Here is a 17,508-nt window from a genome sequence, read left to right as displayed (position 1 = left end):
GACCTGGCGGAAGGGAGATCGATCAGGTCGCCGAATAGCCGCCGTCGACGTCATGGCGGGACCGTAGAACGCCCGGTGACCGTGCCGGAACGCGGTGTGAGATCGGCCACGGAACGTCCGGTCAGTCCTCGATCGTGGGCGGTCCGTCCGGGAAGAGGGTGGTGTGCACGGTCTTCCAGATCTCCTCGTTCGCCGCCACCAGCAGCCCGCGGCGCTTGTTGGCCGGCTGGTACTCGGCGCCGTCCAGGTGCCGGGCCACGCCACCGGACTCGCGGACGATCAGCGTGCCGGGCGCGTGATCCCACGGCAGGATCCGCCAGAACATCGCGAACTGCTGCAGGTCGGTGGCGATCGCCGGGTACTCGTAACCGGCGCAGTGCCGGCCGATGGTGTGACCGCCGAGCTCGTCCGCGTGCGCGTCGACCCGCTCACGGAAGTCGTCCGGGAAGTACTTCCGGGAGATCACCCCGTACAGATCACCGGCGGCCGGCGCGTCGGAGCGGGTCTTCAGCCGCACCCCGTCGCGGAACGCCCCGGAGCCCGACTCGGCCACTGTCAGCCGGTCCGCGACCACGTCGAGGATCCAGGACGCGGTGGTGACGCCGTCCCGGACCAGCGCGACCATCACGCAGAACGGGGTCCGCCCGGCGGCGAAGTTGTTGGTGCCGTCGACCGGGTCGACGATCCAGACGGCGCCGCCCGCGCTGATCCGATCGCGCACCGCGGGGTCGGCGGCGACCGCCTCCTCGCCGACCACCGTCGAACCGGGCAGCAACGCGGTGAGGCCCCGAGTCAGTACCCGCTCGGATTCCTGATCGGCGATGGTGACCATGTCGCCGGGGCTTTTCTGGTGTACCTCGTCGGCCGCCAGCCGCTGGAAGCGAGGCAGCACGACGGTCTGCGCGACCTCGCGGATCAGGCCGGAAACTTGATCAAGCACGCGGCGGCAGCCTCACGACGCTGACGAAGAACTCGTCGATCTGCCGGATCACCGCGATGAACCGCTCGAAGTCCACCGGCTTGGTCACGTACGCGTTCGCATGCAGCTGGTAGCTGCGCAGGATGTCCTCGTCGGCGGACGAGGTGGTGAGCACCACGACCGGGATCCGGCCCAGCTCGTCGTCCTTCTTGATCTCGGCGAGCACCTCGCGGCCGTCCCGTTTGGGCAGGTTGAGGTCCAGCAGGATCAGGTCGGGCCGGACCGCGTTCGCATACTGCCCCTCGCGGCGCAGGTAGGACAGCGCCTCGGAGCCGTCGGAGACCACGTTCAGCCGGTTGCGGACCTTGTGCTCCTCGAATGCCTCCTGGGTCATCAGGACGTCGCCGGGGTCGTCCTCGACCAGCAACACCTCGATAGGAGTACCACTCTCGCGCTCGATGCTCACGCCTCCACCACCTCTCGGCTCTCCTGCTCCTCGCCCGGCTCGTCGGCCCCGATCAGCACCGGAAGCGTGAACCAGATCGACGCCCCCGGGGAGACGTCGACGTCCAGCCAGATCCGTCCGCCATGGTATTCGACGATCTTCTTGACGATCGCCAATCCGATGCCGGTCCCCTCATAAGCGTCCCGCGCGTGCAGCCGCTGGAAAATCACGAAAACCTTGTCGGCGAACTCGGCCTCGATCCCGATGCCGTTGTCCCGGACGTTGATCCGCCACTCCTTGCCGTCCCGCTCGGCGGTGATCCGCACCTCCGGCGGCACGTCCGGCCGGCGGAACTTGAGCGAGTTGCCGACCAGGTTCATGAAGAGCGTGGTGAGCAGCGGCTCCTCACCCTCCACAGTGGGCAGCGGCGTCCAGGTGATCTCGGCGTCCAGGCCGGCCCGCGCGTCCAGCTGCGATTTCACCTCGCCCAGCACCCGGTTCAGGTCGACGTCGGTGAAGCCGCTGGTGAGCCGGCCGATCCGGGAGAACGCCAGCAGGTCGTTGATCAGCCGCTGCATCCGCTGCGCGCCGTCCACCGCGAAACCGATGTACTGGTCGGCGCGTTCGTCCATCTGCCCGGCGTACCGGCGTTGCAGCAGCTGGCAGAAGCTGGCCACCTTGCGCAGCGGTTCCTGCAGGTCGTGCGAGGCGACATAGGCGAACTGCTCCAGGTCCCGGTTGGACCGGGTGAGCTCCTCGGCCTGGCTCTGCAACTGCTGGTTGACCCACTCGACCTGCTGGCGGGCGTCGCGCACCTGGGAGAGTTCGGAGGCGATCTGCCGGCGCATGCCGTCCACGTCCTCGGCGAGCGCGGCCAGGACCGGCGCTCCCGTGGGACTCTGGATGCGTCGCTCGTAGTCGCCGGCCGCGACCTGGCGTACCTCATCGGCCAGCTGCAGGATCGGACGAGTGACGAGCCGGTCCAGCAAGAAGATCAGAACGGCGCCGGCCAGCACGATGATCGCGGCGGCGGCGATCTCGATCTCGACCATGGTCTCGCTGGAGTTCTTGGCGGCATCCGCGCTCCGGGTACGCAGGGCCACGATCTTCGCCTGCATCCGATCGATGGAGGCGCGAAGCTCGTCGAACTGCCCGGTACCGGCCGCCTCGACTTCAGCCTGCGCGGCTTCGGTGCCCTTGGTCCGCACCGTGGCGATCACCGGATCGGCCACATTCCGATGCCAGGCGTTGATCCGTGCCTCGACGTCGTCCAGCGCGACGCGGACCTCCGTATCACCGGATTTCAGGAGATTCTCGATCCGGGTGATCTCAACGCTCTGGTCGACGAGCCCTCGGCGGTACGGATCCAGGCTGGTGTCCCGGCCGGTGATGGCGAAACCGCGGACGCCGGTCTCCTGATCGACCATCGCGGTGTTCAGTTTCTCGCCCGCCGCCCGCATCGGGCTCCCCCGGTCGAGCACGTCGTCGAGCTGCCGGTTGTGCGCGGTGGCGGTGATCGCGGCGAAGACACCGAGGCAGGTGAGAATCAGGCCGACCACCGCGCAGAGCGCGACGATCCGAGCCCGGAGAGTCCACGACTGTACGTTGAGCAGGCTCACCGGCCACTCCCCCGGGAGATCAGCAGCATCGCGACGTCGTCGGTGAGCGGACCGCCGTTGTCCTGGTCGGCCCGGCCCACCAGCCAGGCCGGCAGCGCGGTCAGCGGGACCTGGCGCGAGTCCGGCTCGTCCAGCAGCTTGCACAGGCCGTCGACGTCCAGGCGCTCGTCGCCGGCGCCGGTCCGCCCCTCGATCAGTCCGTCGGTGTACATCAGCAGGGACCAGTCATCGCCGTCGAACTCCAGCTCGGTAGCGGGGGTGGGGGTGGGCCGGACCCCGAGCACGATGCCGGTCCGCGCCCGGACCGGGGCGGCACGCCCCGCGGTGAGCACCACCGGCGGCGGGTGGCCGGCCAGCCGTACGGTCGCCCGGTTGCCCGGCAGGTCGATCACCGCCGAGGCGACGGTGGCGAACACCTCACGGGCCCGTCGCTCGGTGATCAGCACCTGTTCGAGTGACGCCAGCACCTGTTCCTCGGGGACCCCGGCGAGGACCAGTGCCCGCCAGGCCACCCGGAGCTCCACGCCGAGCGCGGCCTCGTCCACGCCGTGCCCGCAGACGTCACCGACGATCACGTGCAACCGGTCCTCGCCGGTCTGCACCACGTCGAAGAAGTCGCCGCCGAGCAGGCCGGCCGCCCGGCCGGACCGGTAGAACGTCTCGACCAGCACCTCGCTGGTCTGCATCAGCGGCTTGGGCAGCAGGCCGCGCTCCAGGCGGGCCGACTCCTCCTGGCGCAGCTCCACCTCACGCAGCCGGCGGGCGTTGTCGTCGGCACGTTTGCGCTCCACCGCGTAACGCAGCGCGCGGACCAGCCACACGCCGTCGACCTGACCCTTGACCAGGTAGTCCTGGGCGCCCTCGGCGACCGCCTGGACGCCCAGGTGCTCGTCGGAGCGGCCGGTGAGCACGCACACCGCGGCACTGCCGGCGACCGCCAGCAGCTTGCGCAGGCCGTCGATGCCCTCGGCGTCCGGCAGGCCCAGATCGAGCAGCACACAGTCGGCGCCACCGACCAGCGCGGTGGCCTCCCGCAGACTGCTGGCGACGGTCAGCTCGAACGGCGCCTCGGCCTCGCTGAGCAGCTCACGGACCAGGAAGGCGTCACCCTCGTCGTCCTCGACCAGCAGGATGCGCAGCCGCTCCAGCTGGTTCAGCGCGTACGTGCGGGGTGCGAGCGAACGCTCCATCATCTAACAATCCCCACTCGACGCGTAGCTGACCCGGAAATCGTGTACCACCGGGCGCGGTGGCACAACAATGGTCACCACCTCGTGACATGCCCTCACGCCGGCTCGGTGGGAACGCCACCGTCGCCGGAGGCGGCCACCCGCCGGGCATGGTCAGCGATCACCTGTCCCAGGATGCCGTGCAATCGTCCGCAGTCCCGGCAGTGCAGGTTCTCGTCGAGGTGGCGACCGCCACACTCAACGCATTCGCCCCGGTCCTCGGGGTCCCGATAGGACGCCAGAGCACGACACATCGCCCGAATCAGGTGATCACTCATCGGGAACATCTCGGCACCGTGCGCGGTGCGCAGGCCGAGCAGAGCCACCGGCGCGGCGTCCGGTTGCGGGTCGTAGGGAGCCACCGCGTCGATGAACTCCGCGATGACGGCGGCCGGGTCGAGCGAGGCTGTCACCCCGACAACGCTATTGCACGTTGCAATTGATCTACCGGGTACCCGGACGTCGTACCCCGGCTGTTAGATGTCACCCATGCGTGACGCCGCTCTCCTCCGGCCGGCGCGGCGCGGCTTCGCCGCGCTGGCCGTCCTCGCCGTGCTCGCCCTCGCGGGCTTCGCCGGGGTGCGTTCCATCCTGCCGCCGGCGGCCGCGCCGGTCTCCGCCCCGGCCGGCGAGTTCAGCGCCGAGCGCGCCTTCCAGCACGTGCGGGCCATCGCCACCCGGCCGCACCCGGCCGGCAGCGCGGCCAACGACCAGGTCCGCGACTACCTGGTCCAGACCCTGCGCGGGCTGGGGCTGAGCCCGGAGGTGCAGGACACCGTCTCGGCGCAGGGCGGCGAGTTGTCGGCCAGCGCGGGCGGTACCGGCCTGGCCCGGGTGCGCAACGTGGTGGCGGTGATCCCGGGCGCCGCGTCCACTGGGCGGATCTTCCTGGTCGCGCACTACGACTCGGCGCAGACCGGCCCGGGTGGCAACGACGACGCGGCCGGCACCGCCACCATCCTGGAGACCGCCCGCGCCCTGACCAGTGGCGGCAAGCTGCGCAACGACGTGGTGCTGGTGCTCACCGACGCCGAGGAGGCCTGCCTGTGCGGCGCCGAGGCGTTCGTCCGGCAGCACCCGCTGGCCCGGGACAGCGGCGTGGTGCTGAACCTGGAGGCGCGCGGCAGCTCCGGTCCGGCGATCATGTTCGAGACCTCGCCGGGCAACGCCGAACTGGTCGAGGCGTACGCGCACGCCCCGTTCCCGGTGGGCACCTCGTTCGCCGTGGAGATCTACCGGCGGCTGCCGAACGACACCGATTTCACCGCGTTCCGGGACGCCGGGTTCACCGGGCTGAACTCGGCGTACATCGACGGCGCCGCGGTCTACCACGCGCCCACCGACCTGCCGTCCGCGATGAACCGGGACAGCCTGCAGCACCACGGGGCGAACGCGCTGGCCGTGGCTCGTGAGCTGGGCGACGAGGACCTGAAGTCGGAGCTGCGGGCGGCCGGCGACGCCACGTACTTCCCGGTGTTCGGCCGGCTGGTCAGGTACCCGGGCGTACTGATCTGGCCGCTCGCGCTGCTTGCCGTGTTCGCGGTCGTGGCGCTGGCCTGGCTGGCCCGGCGCCGGGGCCGGCTGACCGGGCGGCGGCTGGCCCTCGCCGGGGTGCTCACCCTGGCCCCGATCGTGGTCTCGGCGGTGCTGGCCCAGCTGCTCTGGACCGTTCTCACGCTGATCCGCCCGGCATACGCCGCGCTGCCGATCGACCCGTACCGTCCCGGTCTCTACCGGATCGCCGTGATCGCGCTGAGCGCCGCGGTGGTGTTCGGCTGGTTCGCGCTGCTGCGCCGCCGGCTCGGCGCCGCCGCCCTGGCCGTCGCCGGTCTCGGCTGGCTCGCCGGGCTCGGCGTGCTGCTCGCCGCGGTCACCCCGGGCGGCGCCTACCTGGCGACATTGCCGGCCCTGGCCGGCGCGCTCGGCGCCCTGGTGGCTCTTTTCGTACGCGACTGGGCCGCCACCGCCGCGATCACCGCCGGCGCCGCGGTGGCCACGGTGATCCTGCTGCCCACCGTGATCATGCTGTTCCCCGCCCTGGGCATGGGGATGGGCGCGGCCGGCGCGTTCCTCACCGTGCTGCTCCTGCTCGCCCTGCTGCCGGTGATCGACCTGATCCACCCGTCCGCCGAGCCGGTGCGGGGGCTGCCCGCGGCGCGCGCCCGCCGCCGGGGCGCGCTGCCCACCCTGATCGCCTCACTGACCGTGCTGGCCTGCACCGTCGCCGGCCTGGCGGTGGACCGATCCGACGCCGAGCACCCGGCCCTGACCCAGCTGATGTACGCGCTGGACGCGGACACCGGCACGGCCCAGTGGCTGAGCACCGAGGCGAGCACCCAGGAGTGGACCTCGCAGTACGTCTCCGGCGACCCGAAACCGGTGGCCCAGACCCTCCCGGCCTTCGGCGACGAGGAGTTGCGGACCGGCCCGGCCCCGGCCGCCGACCTGCCCGCGCCGGCCGTGACCGTGACGGCCGACCTGAAGACCACCGACCGGGTCCTCACCATGCTGGTGAAACCGCGGCGGGCGGTCCGGTTCGTCACCCTGCACGTCGCCGCGGAGGACCAGGTCGTCAACGCCACGGTGGGCGGCAAGGTGGTCCCGGTCGACAAGTCCGCCGGCGGCGGGTGGGGCTTCGGCTTCATCTTCCACGCCCCACCGCCCGAGGGCGTCGAGGTGGCGCTCACCGTCCGCGGCACCGGGCCGGTGCGGGTGCGGGCGATGGACGCCAGCGACAACGTCACCGAGATGCCCGGTTTCCGGGCCCGGCCGGCCGGGGTCGGCGTCCTCGGCTCGCACAGCAGCGAGATGGTCGCCGTCGCCAAGACCTACGACTTCTAGGCGGGTCGCCCGCGAGTCCTGGAGGCGCTATCTGCCCCGGCCACGACGGCCGGCCGGGGCCTCGTGGCGGAAGTGCACGAACAGCCGGCCCCAGTTGTCGCCGTCCTTCTCGACCCGGTGGTACAGCTGCTTGATCTCCTTCTGGTCGAGGAAGCGGATCACCTTCTTCTTCAGCGCGCCGCTGCCTTTCCCCGGGATGATCTCGACGAGCGCCGCCTTCTTCTGGACGGCCTCGTCGATGATCCCCCGCAGGGCCTTGTCGATCTCTTGGCCCTTGTTGAAGATGTCGTGCAGGTCGAGCTTCAGCTTCATGCCGCGACCTTATGCCGATTCGTTCTTGCCGAGCCAGGTCTCGACGCGGCGTAAGGCGTCCTGGTAGTCGGGCTGCTGCTTCATCGCGGCGGCCAGGCGCAGGTGCGGCAGCGCCTCACGGAAACGGCCGGCCCGTTCCAGGGTCCGGCCGAGCACGTGGTGCGCGTAGTGATCCGACGGATCATGCTCGATCAGTGCCCTGAGCTGCGTTTCCGCGCCGTTGAGCTGGGCCGAGTTGAAGTAGGCCCGGGCAAGCAGCTGACGGACCGCGGTGTTGTGCGGCTCCGCCTCGACTATCGGTTCGAGCAGCCGGGACGCGCCGAGCGGGTCGCCGGACTCGAAGAAGAAATTGGCCCTGCGGTACTCCTCGAGAAGATCCACGTGCACTCCCCACGCTAGCGCCTCGATGACCAACGCTTGCACAACATCGAGCCGACGGCGAGTGTTCCGCCGGCTGAACTCACCCTCGTGCTCAACCGGCGGCGCCGTCGTGCCGAAGACAAAGACGGCACGGTACGCGTCTCACAGTTGGTACACAGGAAACGGAAAGCCGGCGCAGAGCGTCGCCCAGCACAGTGGGGGCATGACGATGGCGAACCCAGACTCCAGCACCGAACTCCGGCGGGCCGACGGGACCCCGGTCCGGGTGCTCGTGGTGGACGACGAGCCGACGCTGGCCGAGCTCCTGTCGATGGCGCTGCGCTACGAGGGCTGGGAGGTCAGGAGCGCCGGCGACGGGCTCTCCGCGGTGCGCACCGCGCGGGACTTCCGCCCGGACGCCGTCATCCTGGACATGATGCTGCCGGACATCGACGGGCTGGAGGTGCTGCGCCGGCTGCGCGGTGAGTCGCCCGAGGTGCCGGTGTTGTTCCTGACCGCCAAGGACTCGGTGGAGGACCGGATCACCGGGCTCACCGCGGGCGGCGACGACTACGTGACAAAGCCGTTCAGCCTGGAAGAGGTGGTGGCCCGGCTGCGCGGGCTGATGCGCCGGATGGGGCACGCCCCGATGCGTACCGAGTCGCAGTTGGTCGTCGGCGACCTCAGCCTGGACGAGGACTCGCACGAGGTGCGCCGCGGCGGTGACCTGATCACGCTGACCGCGACCGAGTTCGAGCTGCTGCGCTATCTGATGCGCAACCCGCGCCGGGTGCTCAGCAAGCCGCAGATCCTGGACCGGGTGTGGAACTACGACTTCGGCGGGCAGGCCAACGTCGTGGAGCTGTACATCTCGTACCTGCGGAAGAAGATCGACGCCGGTCGCGCGCCGATGATCCACACGATGCGCGGCGCGGGTTACGTCCTCAAGCCGGCGGACTGACGTGGCCGCTGCCGGCACCACCCCTTCCCGCCCAGCCCGCTGGCGTAGCCCGGCGGGCTGGCCGCTGCGTACCCGCCTGGTCGCCATCATGATCGCGCTGCTCGCGGTCCTGGGCCTGGTCGTCGGCGGCACCGCCGAGCTCTATCTGCGCCAGTCGCTCTACAAGCAGGTCGACACCAAGCTGTCCGAGGCGCGCAAGTTCGCGATCCGGGAGTTCATCAACCGACCCGGCGGTCCACCGCAGAGTGTCGGTGGCATGGTGCTCGGGTTCAACGACCTGCCCCTGTATGAACCGCCGCCCAACATTCCGACCGGGTCGATCCTGCTTTATCTCGACTCGTCCGGCGCGGTGGTCGGCGGTGGCCACGTCGTGTTCAACGAGGCCGAAGCGTCTTCCAACCACCGGTTCAACAACAAGTACAACGACCTCACCGAGAGCCAAGTGAGCACGCTCGCGGCCGCGGTCCCGACCAACGGCGACAAGGTGGGGGTGGATGTCGACGGTCTCGGCGACTTCCGCACCGCGTCGTGGAGCGTCGACACCGACAGCGGCACCGTGCGAGTCATCACCGCGCTGTCCGTCGCCGACGAGAATCACACGCTCGTCAAGGTGGCCATCTTCACCGGATGCATCGTTCTCGGGTCGCTGCTCATCGCCGGGTGGGGTGGGGCGCTCATCGTCCGCCGTACCCTCAAGCCCCTGGATCGGGTCGCGGCCACCGCGAGCCGGGTCGCCGAACTGCGCCTGGACCGCGGCGAGGTGCGACTCGCGCAGCGAGTCCCCGAGGTCGACACCGACCCGCGCACCGAGGTCGGCCAGGTCGGCGCCGCCCTCAACCGGATGCTCGACCACGTCGGCAACGCCCTGGAGGCGCGGCACGCCAGCGAGATGCAGGTCCGCCAATTCGTCGCGGACGCGAGCCACGAGCTGCGGACGCCGCTGGCCGCCATCCGTGGCTACGCCGAGCTGAGCCGCCGCAGCCGGCAGCCGATCCCGGACGAGCTCGCGCACGTGCTGGGCCGGGTCGAGTCCGAGGCCAAGCGGATGACCGCCCTGGTCGAGGACCTGCTGTTGCTGGCCCGGCTGGACGCCGGCCGCCCGCTCGCCCAGGATCCGGTCGATCTGACCATGCTGGCCGTCGACGCGACCAGTGACGCGCACGCGGCCGGCCCGCGTCACTACTGGCAGCTGGATCTGCCGGACGAGCCGGTCACCGTGATCGGCGACGGCGCCCGGCTGCACCAGGTGCTGGCGAACCTGCTGGCCAACGCCCGCACGCACACACCGGAGGGCTCCACCGTCACGGTCAAGGTCGGCACCGTCCCGGACGCCGCGGTGCTCCAGGTGATCGACAACGGGCCGGGCATCCAGGCCGAGCTGGTCCCGCACATCTTCGAGCGGTTCGCCCGCGGCGACAGCTCCCGGTCCCGGGCGGCCGGCAGCACCGGCCTCGGCCTGTCGATCGTGCACGCCGTGGTGACCTCGCACGGCGGCAAGGTCGGCGTGCAGAGCCGGCCCGGGCAGACCGTCTTCACCGTGATGCTGCCGGTCGCCACGGCGCCGGCCGTCCCAACTGCTGAACATCACACGCCGTTTCTGCCGCGGGCCGGCTGATCCGGTCTATGCTGGCGGGCATGTCCCAGACGTACGCGTTCTATTGGTTTACGAGGCCGGCTCGCGCCGGTGCCTCGGCCATGACCGCATGACCTGAGACATCCCGCCAGAGCCGGCTGAGGCAGCGACGACGTCGCTGCCTTTTTGTTTGCCCCGAGCAAACCGGCTCTCGCCCAGGGCCGGTTGAAGGAGAGAGATCACCATGACCGCCCCCGAGGTGCAGCGCGTCCGCGACCAGCGCATCGAGAAGATCGTCCCGCTGATGAGCCCGGCGCTCCTGCACCACGAGCTGCCGCTGACCCCCGAGTTGCACGACACCGTGCTGGCCGGCCGCAAGCAGGTCGAGGACGTGCTGAACGGCCGAGATCAGCGCCTGCTGGTGGTGGTCGGGCCGTGCTCGGTGCACGATCCGGCCGCCGCCGGCGAGTACGCCGACCGCCTCAAGCTGGAGGCCGAGCGCCTCAGCGAGGACCTGCTGATCGTGATGCGGGTGTACTTCGAGAAGCCGCGCTCCACTGTCGGCTGGAAGGGCCTGATCATGGATCCGGCCCTGGACGGCTCCGGTGACGTCGGCACCGGCCTGCGGATCGCCCGCAAGCTGCTGCTCGAGGTGGTCAGCCGGGGTCTGCCGGTGGCCGTCGAGTTCCTCGACCCGATCACCCCGCAGTACATCGCGGACACCGTGGCCTGGGGCGCGATCGGCGCCCGGACCGTCGAGTCGCAGGTGCACCGCCAGCTCTCGTCCGGCCTGTCGATGCCGATCGGCATGAAGAACCGCCCGGACGGCAGCGTCGCCACCGCCGTGGACGCCATCCACGCGGCCGCGGCGCAGCACGTCTTCCCCGGCATCGACTACTCCGGCACCCCGGCGATCCTGCACACCACCGGCAACCCGGACTGTCACCTGGTGCTGCGCGGCGGTGGCGGCAAGCCGAACTACAGCGCCGCGGACGTCGAGGCCTCGCTGCAGCTGTTGCGCAAGGCCGGCCTGCCGGAGCGCCTGGTGATCGACTGCTCGCACGGCAACAGCAACAAGGACCACAACCGGCAGCCGCTGGTGGCCGAGGACATCGCCCGGCAGATGGAGGCCGGCCAGCGGGCGATCAGCGGCGTGATGCTGGAGAGCTTCCTGGAGCCGGGGCGCCAGGAGCTGGGCGAGAACATGACGTACGGCCAGTCGGTCACCGACGCGTGCATGGGCTGGGACAGCACGGTCACCACGCTGGAGCGGCTGGCCGTGGCGTCGGCCAAGCGCCGGGCTATCTGAAGGATCTCGCGGTGAGTCCCGCCGGCGCCCGGCGGGACTCACAGGGAGCGCACAGCGACGGCACAAGGACGCGACAGCGCTGGTGTAAATAGTTCCTCGGGTACCGATCCACCAGCTCTGGGAGTACCTCGATGACCTCGACGTCACCCGTTGAACCCTCCGCTCCGGTGGCCGTGATCGACGGCGAGGCCATCGTGGGCGAGACGCCCGCCGATGGGACGCCGCCGTCACCGCCGCGAGACCGGTCCGGCGCCGCCCGTCTTCTTCTCGGCCGCGCCGACGCCCCGTGGGTCCGCCCGGCCCTCGTCGCGCTGTTGATCGGCACCGCCGTCCTCTACCTCTGGGGACTCGGCGCGTCCGGCTGGGCCAACGCGTTCTACTCGGCGGCGGTCCAGGCCGGCTCGGCGAGCTGGAAGGCCTTCTTCTACGGCTCGTCCGACGCGGCCAACTCGATCACCGTGGACAAGACGCCGGCCTCGCTATGGATCATGGCGCTGTCGGTACGCGTCTTCGGCCTCAGCTCGTGGAGCATCCTGGTCCCGCAGGCGCTCCTCGGCGTGGCCAGCACCGGCCTGCTCTACGCGACAGTCCGGCGCGGTTTCGGCCCGGTGGCCGGCCTGCTCGCCGGCACGGTCTCGGCGCTGACCCCGGTGGCCGTGCTGATGTTCCGGTTCAACAACCCGGACGCCCTGCTGGTGCTGCTCATGGTGGCCGGCGCCTACGCCACCCTGCGTGCCGTGGAGAACGGCTCGACCAGGTGGATCGTGCTGGCCGGGGTCCTCGTCGGCTTCGGTTTCCTCACCAAGATGCTCCAGGCGCTGCTGGTGGTCCCGGCGTACGGCCTGGCCTACCTGTTCGCCGGCCCACCCAAGCTCGGCAAGCGGATCTGGCAGCTGCTGCTCGCGCTGGGCGCCCTGGTCGTCTCGGCCGGCTGGTACATCGCGATCGTCGAGCTGGTGCCGGCCTCGGCCCGGCCGTACATCGGTGGCTCGCAGAACAACAGCCTGCTCGAACTCACCCTCGGCTACAACGGCCTGGGCCGGCTCAACGGTGACGAGACCGGCAGTGTCGGCGGCGGCGGGCGCGGCGGCAACGCCGGCGGCATGTGGGGCTCGCCCAGTGTGACCAGGCTCTTCGAGAGCGCGCAGGGTGGTCAGATCTCCTGGCTGCTGCCGGCCGCACTGATCGTGCTGGTGGCCGGGCTGGTGATCACCGCCCGCCGGTCGCGTACCGACCTCCAGCGGGCCGGCCTGCTGCTGTGGGGCTCCTGGCTGCTGATCACCGGGCTGATCTTCAGCTTCATGCAGGGCATCTTCCACGCGTACTACACGGTGGCGCTGGCCCCGGCGGTCGGCGCGGTGGTCGGCATGGGCGTGACCCTGCTCTGGAAACACCGGGCCAACCTGGTCGCCGCACTGACCCTGGGCGCCACGATCGCGGTGACCGCCTGGTGGTCGTACCGGTTGCTGGGCCGCAGCTCGGACTTCCTGCCGTGGCTGCGCACGCCGCTCCTGGTGGCCGGCATCGCGGCGGCGGTCGCGGTGGTCGCCGCGTTCCGGCTGTCCCGCCGGATCGCCCTGGTGGGCGGGGTGGTCGCGCTGGTCACGGCGCTGGCCGGGCCGGCGGCGTACGCGGTGCAGACCGCCTCCCAGCCGCACACCGGGTCGATCCCGTCGGCGGGCCCGGCGGTCGCCGGCGGCTTCGGCGGCCCAGGCGGTGGCCGAGGCGGTTTCCCGGGTGGCGGCGGCAACCGCGGCGGCTTCCCCGGCGGCGCGGGCAACGGCGGTGCGGGCAACGGCGGTGCGGGCACCGGCGGCTTCCCCGGCGGCGGCCAGAACCAAGGCCAGCCCCAGGGCGGTCTCCCGGGCGGTCTCCCGGGAGCCGGAGGCGGCCCGGGCCAGGACGGCGGCCGCGGTCCGGCCGGCGGCATGGGCGGCCTACTCAACGCCGCCTCGGTCAGCGCCGAGATGAAGGCCCTGCTGGAGCAGGACGCCGCCGAGTACACCTGGGTGGCCGCGGCCGTCGGCTCCCAGAACGCCTCCGGCTACCAGCTGGCCACCGAGCAGCCGGTGATGGCCATCGGCGGCTTCAACGGCACCGACCCGTCCCCCACCCTGGCCCAGTTCAAGGAGTACGTCGCCGCCGGGAAGATCCACTACTTCATCGGTGGCGGCGGATTCGGCGGCGGCGGTTCCGGCAGCAACGACAGCAGCCAGATCGCCTCCTGGGTGGCCGACACCTTCACCGCACGGACCGTCGGCAACGCCACCGTCTACGACCTGACCAGCTGATCCCGAGCGAGACGGGCGGCACCGCGAAGGGGCCGCCCGTCAGCCGTTCGACCGGGCCAGGTCGGCGCTGACCCGGTCATGTACGTGGGTGATCAGGCGGGACAGGTCGGCGCAGTAGACCGACGGGTTCCGGAAGCCGTCGGCCGGCCGGTAGCGGTGTGCGTAGTGGCCGGCGCCGCAGACCCGGTGCAGCGGGCAGCTCCGGCAGACGTCGGCGAGCGCGTCCCGGCCGATCTGCCGAGCCGCGACGCCGGGGTGCCGGAGCACCGTGTCCAGGTCGTCGGTGAGCACGTTGGCGCCGGTGGCACAGGCGCCCTCGTAGGCCGACTTGAGCGAGTCCTCCTGCTCCACCGCCCCGTCCGTCTCGATCACCGCGACGGCCACCGGGCTGAGCCCCACCTGTTCGCTGCGACTGCCCCCGCCGAGCAGCAGGTTGATGATCGATTCGAAGAGGCGGATCCGGGTCTCCTGCCGGACCGCGTCGTACCACCTGTCGAAGATCGCGACGAGCCAGTCCGCGTACGGGGTGGCGCCGGGTGCCGGGCGCCACGGCGGCTCCGCCCAGTTGGCGTGCGGGAAGAGTAGGTCGATGGCGGGTGGCGCGTACCCGAGCAGCGTCTCGTAACAGGCCACCGGGTCGGTGCGCGGATCGACCGTGCACAGTAGACCGGCGTACGCGCCGCGGCGTTCCGGCCGGTTGAGCAACGTCAGCGCCCGGTCGACGGCGGCGAAGCTGCCCCGCCCGCCGGCCGTCCGGCGGTGCTGGTCATTGGCGACCGCCGGCCCGTCCAGGCTCACCCCGATCGTGACGCCCAGCGACTGCAACTCGTCGAGCATCGGCTCGTCCAGCAGCACCCCGTTGGTCTGCAACCCGACGTCGCCGACGCAGGTTTCGGGCAGCGCGGCGCGCAGCGTGCCGACGATGGAGCGCAGCCCGTCCCGGCCGGCCATCAGCGGTTCCCCGCCGTGCAGGATGAACCGGACCCGATCCAGGTCGTGCGCGCGCACGTGTGCGCCGATCCGCTCCGCCGCGGCCTGCGCCACCTCGGGCGGCATGGTGGCCGGCCGGCTCCGCCACGACTGGTCCGCCATCGTGTACATGTAGCAGTAGTCGCAGGCCAGGTTGCAGCGCTGATGCGCCTTGATGACGAAGTCCCGGAAGGGCCGGGGCCGCCAGCCGCCGGCCCGCAGCGCGCGGACGTCGAGCGATCGGTGCGGCCACGCCGGCTCGGCCGCGACGCCCGGCGGGTCGGTGCGGACCGGGATCAGCGGGAGCGTCATCCCGTCATTCTCCCGCTTCCCGGCGCGGCGCCGCCGCATCCGCCGGCCGCCGCAGCGCCTCAACTCACAGGCGCCGCACAGTTTCGCCACACAGGGCGCAAAGGCCGGCGGCGGAAGTTGCTTCCATGAGCCTTTCGACGCTGTCTTCGCAGGATGCCGGGCCGGCCCGGGTCACCGCCCCGGTCCTCGACGTCGTCGTGCCGGTCTACAACGAAGAGGTCGACCTCGGGCCCTGCGTCCAGCGCCTGCACGCGTATCTCGCCGCCTCGTTCCCGTACCCATTCCGGATCACCATCGCGGACAACGCGAGCGTCGACGGCACCGCCGCGGTGGCGCGGCAGCTCACCGCCGCCTACCCCGAGGTCGAGGCGGTGCACCTGACGCAGAAGGGCCGCGGCCGCGCGCTGAACCACGTCTGGACGCACTCCGACGCCGCCGTGCTGGCCTACATGGACGTCGACCTCTCCACCGATCTCGACGCGCTGCTGCCGCTGGTGGCGCCGCTGATCTCCGGCCACTCCGACCTGGCGATCGGATCGCGGCTGGCGCGCGGTTCGCGGGTGGTCCGGGGCGCGAAGCGCGAGTTCATCTCCCGCGGCTACAACCTCATCTTGCGTACGACGATGGCCGCCCGTTTCTCCGACGCGCAGTGTGGCTTCAAGGCGATCCGGGCCGACGTGGCTCGCCGCCTGCTGCCGATGGTGGAGGACACCGGCTGGTTCTTCGACACCGAGATGCTGGTCCTGGCCGAGCGGGCCGGGCTGCGCATCCACGAGGTCCCGGTGGACTGGGTGGACGACCCGGACAGCCGGGTCGACATCGCGGCCACCGCGATCGCCGATCTGAAGGGCATCGTCCGGATCACCCGCGCGCTGAGCACCGGCCGGTTACCCCTGGCCGCCCTCCGCGAGCAGCTCGGGCGCGATCCGCTCCCGGTCGACGGGGTACCGGCCGGGCTGACCGGCCAGTTGATCCGGTTCGCCGGGGTCGGTGTCGCCAGCACGCTCGCCTACCTGGTGCTCTACGCCCTGCTCCGGGCCGGCCTCGGCGCCCAGTCCGCCAACCTGGTCGCGCTGCTGGCCACCGCGGTGGCGAACACCGCCGCCAACCGGCGGCTCACGTTCGGGGTACGCGGCAACGGCGGCGCGCTCCGCCACCAGGCGCAGGGTCTTGTCGTCTTCGGCATCGGGCTGGGACTGACCAGCGGCTCCCTGGCCCTGCTCCACGCGGCGGCCACCGAACCGTCCCGTGCCGTCGAACTCGTCGTGCTGGTACTGGCCAACCTGGTCGCCACCGCGGTCCGTTTCCTGATGCTCCGGATCTGGGTCTTCCGCGGCGGCCGCAATCGCGCCTGAGAGCCGGTATCTCCCGAAAAGCGGCTAACTCCTGAATGGTCCGAGCTCCGCCTTCGATGTACGCCCGACGCGGCGCCCACATGCATGGGCGCCGCGTTCCCGTCTGCCCACACCGATGCCGTTTCTATCGCCATCTGACCGGAACAGTCCGAAATGTAGGACGGCAGTCCGGGTGTTCGCGCCGTCATCGAAAGGCGGCAAAGCCGTTGTACCGGTTACAAACAACTTTCCGGGCATCTCACCCAGTGGGCGCGGCGCCCGCGCGCACGGGCAGATCGGCCGGAAAATTCGGCACACGCAGACGTATCACCGAGGCAACTCAGAGGTAACAATGGGCTTTGATCGGGATAGCCGACTCTCGATCCTTGCTTCACCGGCGCGGCGGACCGGAAGGTAGCAACCATGCTCAGCAAAGAGGACAGCCGACGGCTGGCACAGCTGGAGCGCCAGCTCCGGCGCGACGACCCCGACTTCTGCGCCCGGATGGGTGGCGGCAACTTCAGCATCCCGACCCCCCGGCCGCCGCTGGCGCTCTTCATCGTCGCCGCCGTGATCGCCGTCGCCGCGATCGTCCTCGGTGCGCTCGGCTGGTGGATCGCCGCCCTGATCGTCGCCGTCTGGGGCGTCGTCACCGCGATCGCCGCCGGTTACCGCCTCCGCAAATTCCGCTCCCGCTGACCGACCGGCATCGGTTCGACGGGCGGGCGTCCGACCGCGAATGCGATCCGATCGGTGCCGCGAACGGTGGAACAATGCCCCGGAGAAATCTCCCGCCAAAACGGTCAGCCGGGCATCAGACCCCTTTGCCGTATCCGAGTCGGCAAACAGCATCAAAACGGGCGTCGAAGAACTGCGCGGCCGCCCCTGGCCCAACCATTCATTCGTTGATTGTGTAAGGTCATTCGCGCCTGCTGATGTCTATCCACCCGGGCCGAACGGCCGAGGTGTCGAAAGGGCCGTGCAGGCGCGTATTGGTCAAACCGGGGGAACTTAAGTGCGGCTATCAACAACAG

15 protein-coding genes are annotated in these 17,508 nt (G+C 70.9%); 7 read left to right on the top strand and 8 right to left on the bottom strand.

Annotated elements, in window-relative coordinates; genetic code table 11:
* Positions 1-121: 121 nt before the first annotated feature.
* The 5 genes from Actob_RS02660 to Actob_RS02640 form a co-directional block, all read right to left on the bottom strand.
* Entirely contained in the window at positions 122-940 is an 819-nt protein-coding gene (locus Actob_RS02660; RefSeq protein ID WP_284918383.1) for an inositol monophosphatase family protein, read from the bottom strand.
* Complete coding sequence (locus Actob_RS02655; RefSeq protein WP_284918382.1) at positions 933-1,385, bottom strand: response regulator; 453 nt, start codon at positions 1,383-1,385, stop codon at positions 933-935. Before Actob_RS02655 ends, Actob_RS02660 begins: the two co-directional genes overlap by 8 nt.
* Positions 1,382-2,983 carry a sensor histidine kinase gene (locus Actob_RS02650; RefSeq protein WP_284918381.1) on the bottom strand — a complete coding sequence of 534 codons (1,602 nt, stop codon included), beginning with the start codon at positions 2,981-2,983 and terminating at the stop codon, positions 1,382-1,384. The genes Actob_RS02655 and Actob_RS02650 overlap by 4 nt, the downstream gene beginning before the upstream one ends.
* Complete coding sequence (locus Actob_RS02645; protein WP_284918380.1) at positions 2,980-4,176, bottom strand: PP2C family protein-serine/threonine phosphatase; 1,197 nt, start codon at positions 4,174-4,176, stop codon at positions 2,980-2,982. The genes Actob_RS02650 and Actob_RS02645 overlap by 4 nt, the downstream gene beginning before the upstream one ends.
* Positions 4,177-4,268: 92 nt before the next feature.
* Positions 4,269-4,625, bottom strand: a complete 357-nt coding sequence (locus Actob_RS02640; protein ID WP_284918379.1) for a hypothetical protein — start codon at positions 4,623-4,625, stop codon at positions 4,269-4,271.
* Between the two features lie 76 nt (positions 4,626-4,701).
* Here Actob_RS02640 and Actob_RS02635 point away from each other — a divergent pair, with 76 nt between their 5' ends.
* Positions 4,702-7,053: a M28 family peptidase gene (locus tag Actob_RS02635; RefSeq protein ID WP_284918378.1), complete on the top strand. Its 2,352-nt coding sequence runs from the start codon at positions 4,702-4,704 to the stop codon at positions 7,051-7,053.
* A gap of 27 nt (positions 7,054-7,080) precedes the next feature.
* Here the strand turns inward: Actob_RS02635 and Actob_RS02630 are convergent, their stop codons facing one another.
* Both Actob_RS02630 and Actob_RS02625 read right to left on the bottom strand, forming a co-directional pair.
* Positions 7,081-7,365 (bottom strand): Smr/MutS family protein, encoded by a 285-nt coding sequence (locus Actob_RS02630; RefSeq protein ID WP_284918377.1) that lies wholly within the window; start codon positions 7,363-7,365, stop codon positions 7,081-7,083.
* 9 nt (positions 7,366-7,374) lie between these two features.
* A complete protein-coding gene (locus tag Actob_RS02625) occupies positions 7,375-7,746 on the bottom strand; it encodes a tetratricopeptide repeat protein (RefSeq protein ID WP_284918375.1) in 372 nt (123 codons plus the stop codon).
* A gap of 202 nt (positions 7,747-7,948) precedes the next feature.
* On the opposite strand from Actob_RS02625, the gene Actob_RS02620 reads away from it, so the two are divergent.
* From Actob_RS02620 to Actob_RS02605, 4 genes are all read left to right on the top strand, one after another.
* Positions 7,949-8,686 carry a response regulator transcription factor gene (locus tag Actob_RS02620; RefSeq protein WP_284918374.1) on the top strand — a complete coding sequence of 246 codons (738 nt, stop codon included), beginning with the start codon at positions 7,949-7,951 and terminating at the stop codon, positions 8,684-8,686.
* Between the two features lies 1 nt (position 8,687).
* Complete coding sequence (locus tag Actob_RS02615; RefSeq protein WP_407653545.1) at positions 8,688-10,301, top strand: sensor histidine kinase; 1,614 nt, start codon at positions 8,688-8,690, stop codon at positions 10,299-10,301.
* Positions 10,302-10,503: 202 nt separating this feature from the next.
* Entirely contained in the window at positions 10,504-11,568 is a 1,065-nt protein-coding gene (locus Actob_RS02610) for a 3-deoxy-7-phosphoheptulonate synthase (protein WP_284918372.1), read from the top strand.
* 131 nt (positions 11,569-11,699) lie between these two features.
* Positions 11,700-13,859, top strand: a complete 2,160-nt coding sequence (locus tag Actob_RS02605) for an ArnT family glycosyltransferase (RefSeq protein ID WP_284918371.1) — start codon at positions 11,700-11,702, stop codon at positions 13,857-13,859.
* Between the two features lie 39 nt (positions 13,860-13,898).
* Here the strand turns inward: Actob_RS02605 and Actob_RS02600 are convergent, their stop codons facing one another.
* A complete protein-coding gene (locus Actob_RS02600) occupies positions 13,899-15,140 on the bottom strand; it encodes an FxsB family cyclophane-forming radical SAM/SPASM peptide maturase (RefSeq protein WP_284918370.1) in 1,242 nt (413 codons plus the stop codon).
* 125 nt (positions 15,141-15,265) lie between these two features.
* Between Actob_RS02600 and Actob_RS02595 the strand changes: the two genes are divergently transcribed.
* Both Actob_RS02595 and Actob_RS02590 read left to right on the top strand, forming a co-directional pair.
* Positions 15,266-16,495, top strand: a complete 1,230-nt coding sequence (locus Actob_RS02595) for a dolichyl-phosphate beta-glucosyltransferase (protein ID WP_284918369.1) — start codon at positions 15,266-15,268, stop codon at positions 16,493-16,495.
* 402 nt (positions 16,496-16,897) lie between these two features.
* Positions 16,898-17,173 carry a DUF3040 domain-containing protein gene (locus Actob_RS02590; protein ID WP_284918368.1) on the top strand — a complete coding sequence of 92 codons (276 nt, stop codon included), beginning with the start codon at positions 16,898-16,900 and terminating at the stop codon, positions 17,171-17,173.
* The last annotated feature ends 335 nt before the right edge of the window (positions 17,174-17,508 follow it).

It is taken from the genome of Actinoplanes oblitus (genome assembly GCF_030252345.1).
Classification (GTDB): Bacteria; Actinomycetota; Actinomycetes; order Mycobacteriales; family Micromonosporaceae; genus Actinoplanes; species Actinoplanes oblitus.
Note: the sequence above shows the minus strand (reverse complement) of the source record. Positions and strands in the feature narration are given on the sequence as shown.

Coding starts and splice junctions, on each gene's coding strand:
- Actob_RS02590 (WP_284918368.1), top strand. CDS start 16,898: ATGCTCAGCAAAGAGGACAGCCGACGGCTGGCACAGCTGGAGCGCCAG.
- Actob_RS02630 (WP_284918377.1), bottom strand. CDS start 7,365: ATGAAGCTGAAGCTCGACCTGCACGACATCTTCAACAAGGGCCAAGAG.
- Actob_RS02635 (WP_284918378.1), top strand. CDS start 4,702: ATGCGTGACGCCGCTCTCCTCCGGCCGGCGCGGCGCGGCTTCGCCGCG.
- Actob_RS02620 (WP_284918374.1), top strand. CDS start 7,949: ATGACGATGGCGAACCCAGACTCCAGCACCGAACTCCGGCGGGCCGAC.
- Actob_RS02600 (WP_284918370.1), bottom strand. CDS start 15,140: ATGACGCTCCCGCTGATCCCGGTCCGCACCGACCCGCCGGGCGTCGCG.
- Actob_RS02645 (WP_284918380.1), bottom strand. CDS start 4,176: ATGATGGAGCGTTCGCTCGCACCCCGCACGTACGCGCTGAACCAGCTG.
- Actob_RS02605 (WP_284918371.1), top strand. CDS start 11,700: ATGACCTCGACGTCACCCGTTGAACCCTCCGCTCCGGTGGCCGTGATC.
- Actob_RS02595 (WP_284918369.1), top strand. CDS start 15,266: ATGAGCCTTTCGACGCTGTCTTCGCAGGATGCCGGGCCGGCCCGGGTC.
- Actob_RS02610 (WP_284918372.1), top strand. CDS start 10,504: ATGACCGCCCCCGAGGTGCAGCGCGTCCGCGACCAGCGCATCGAGAAG.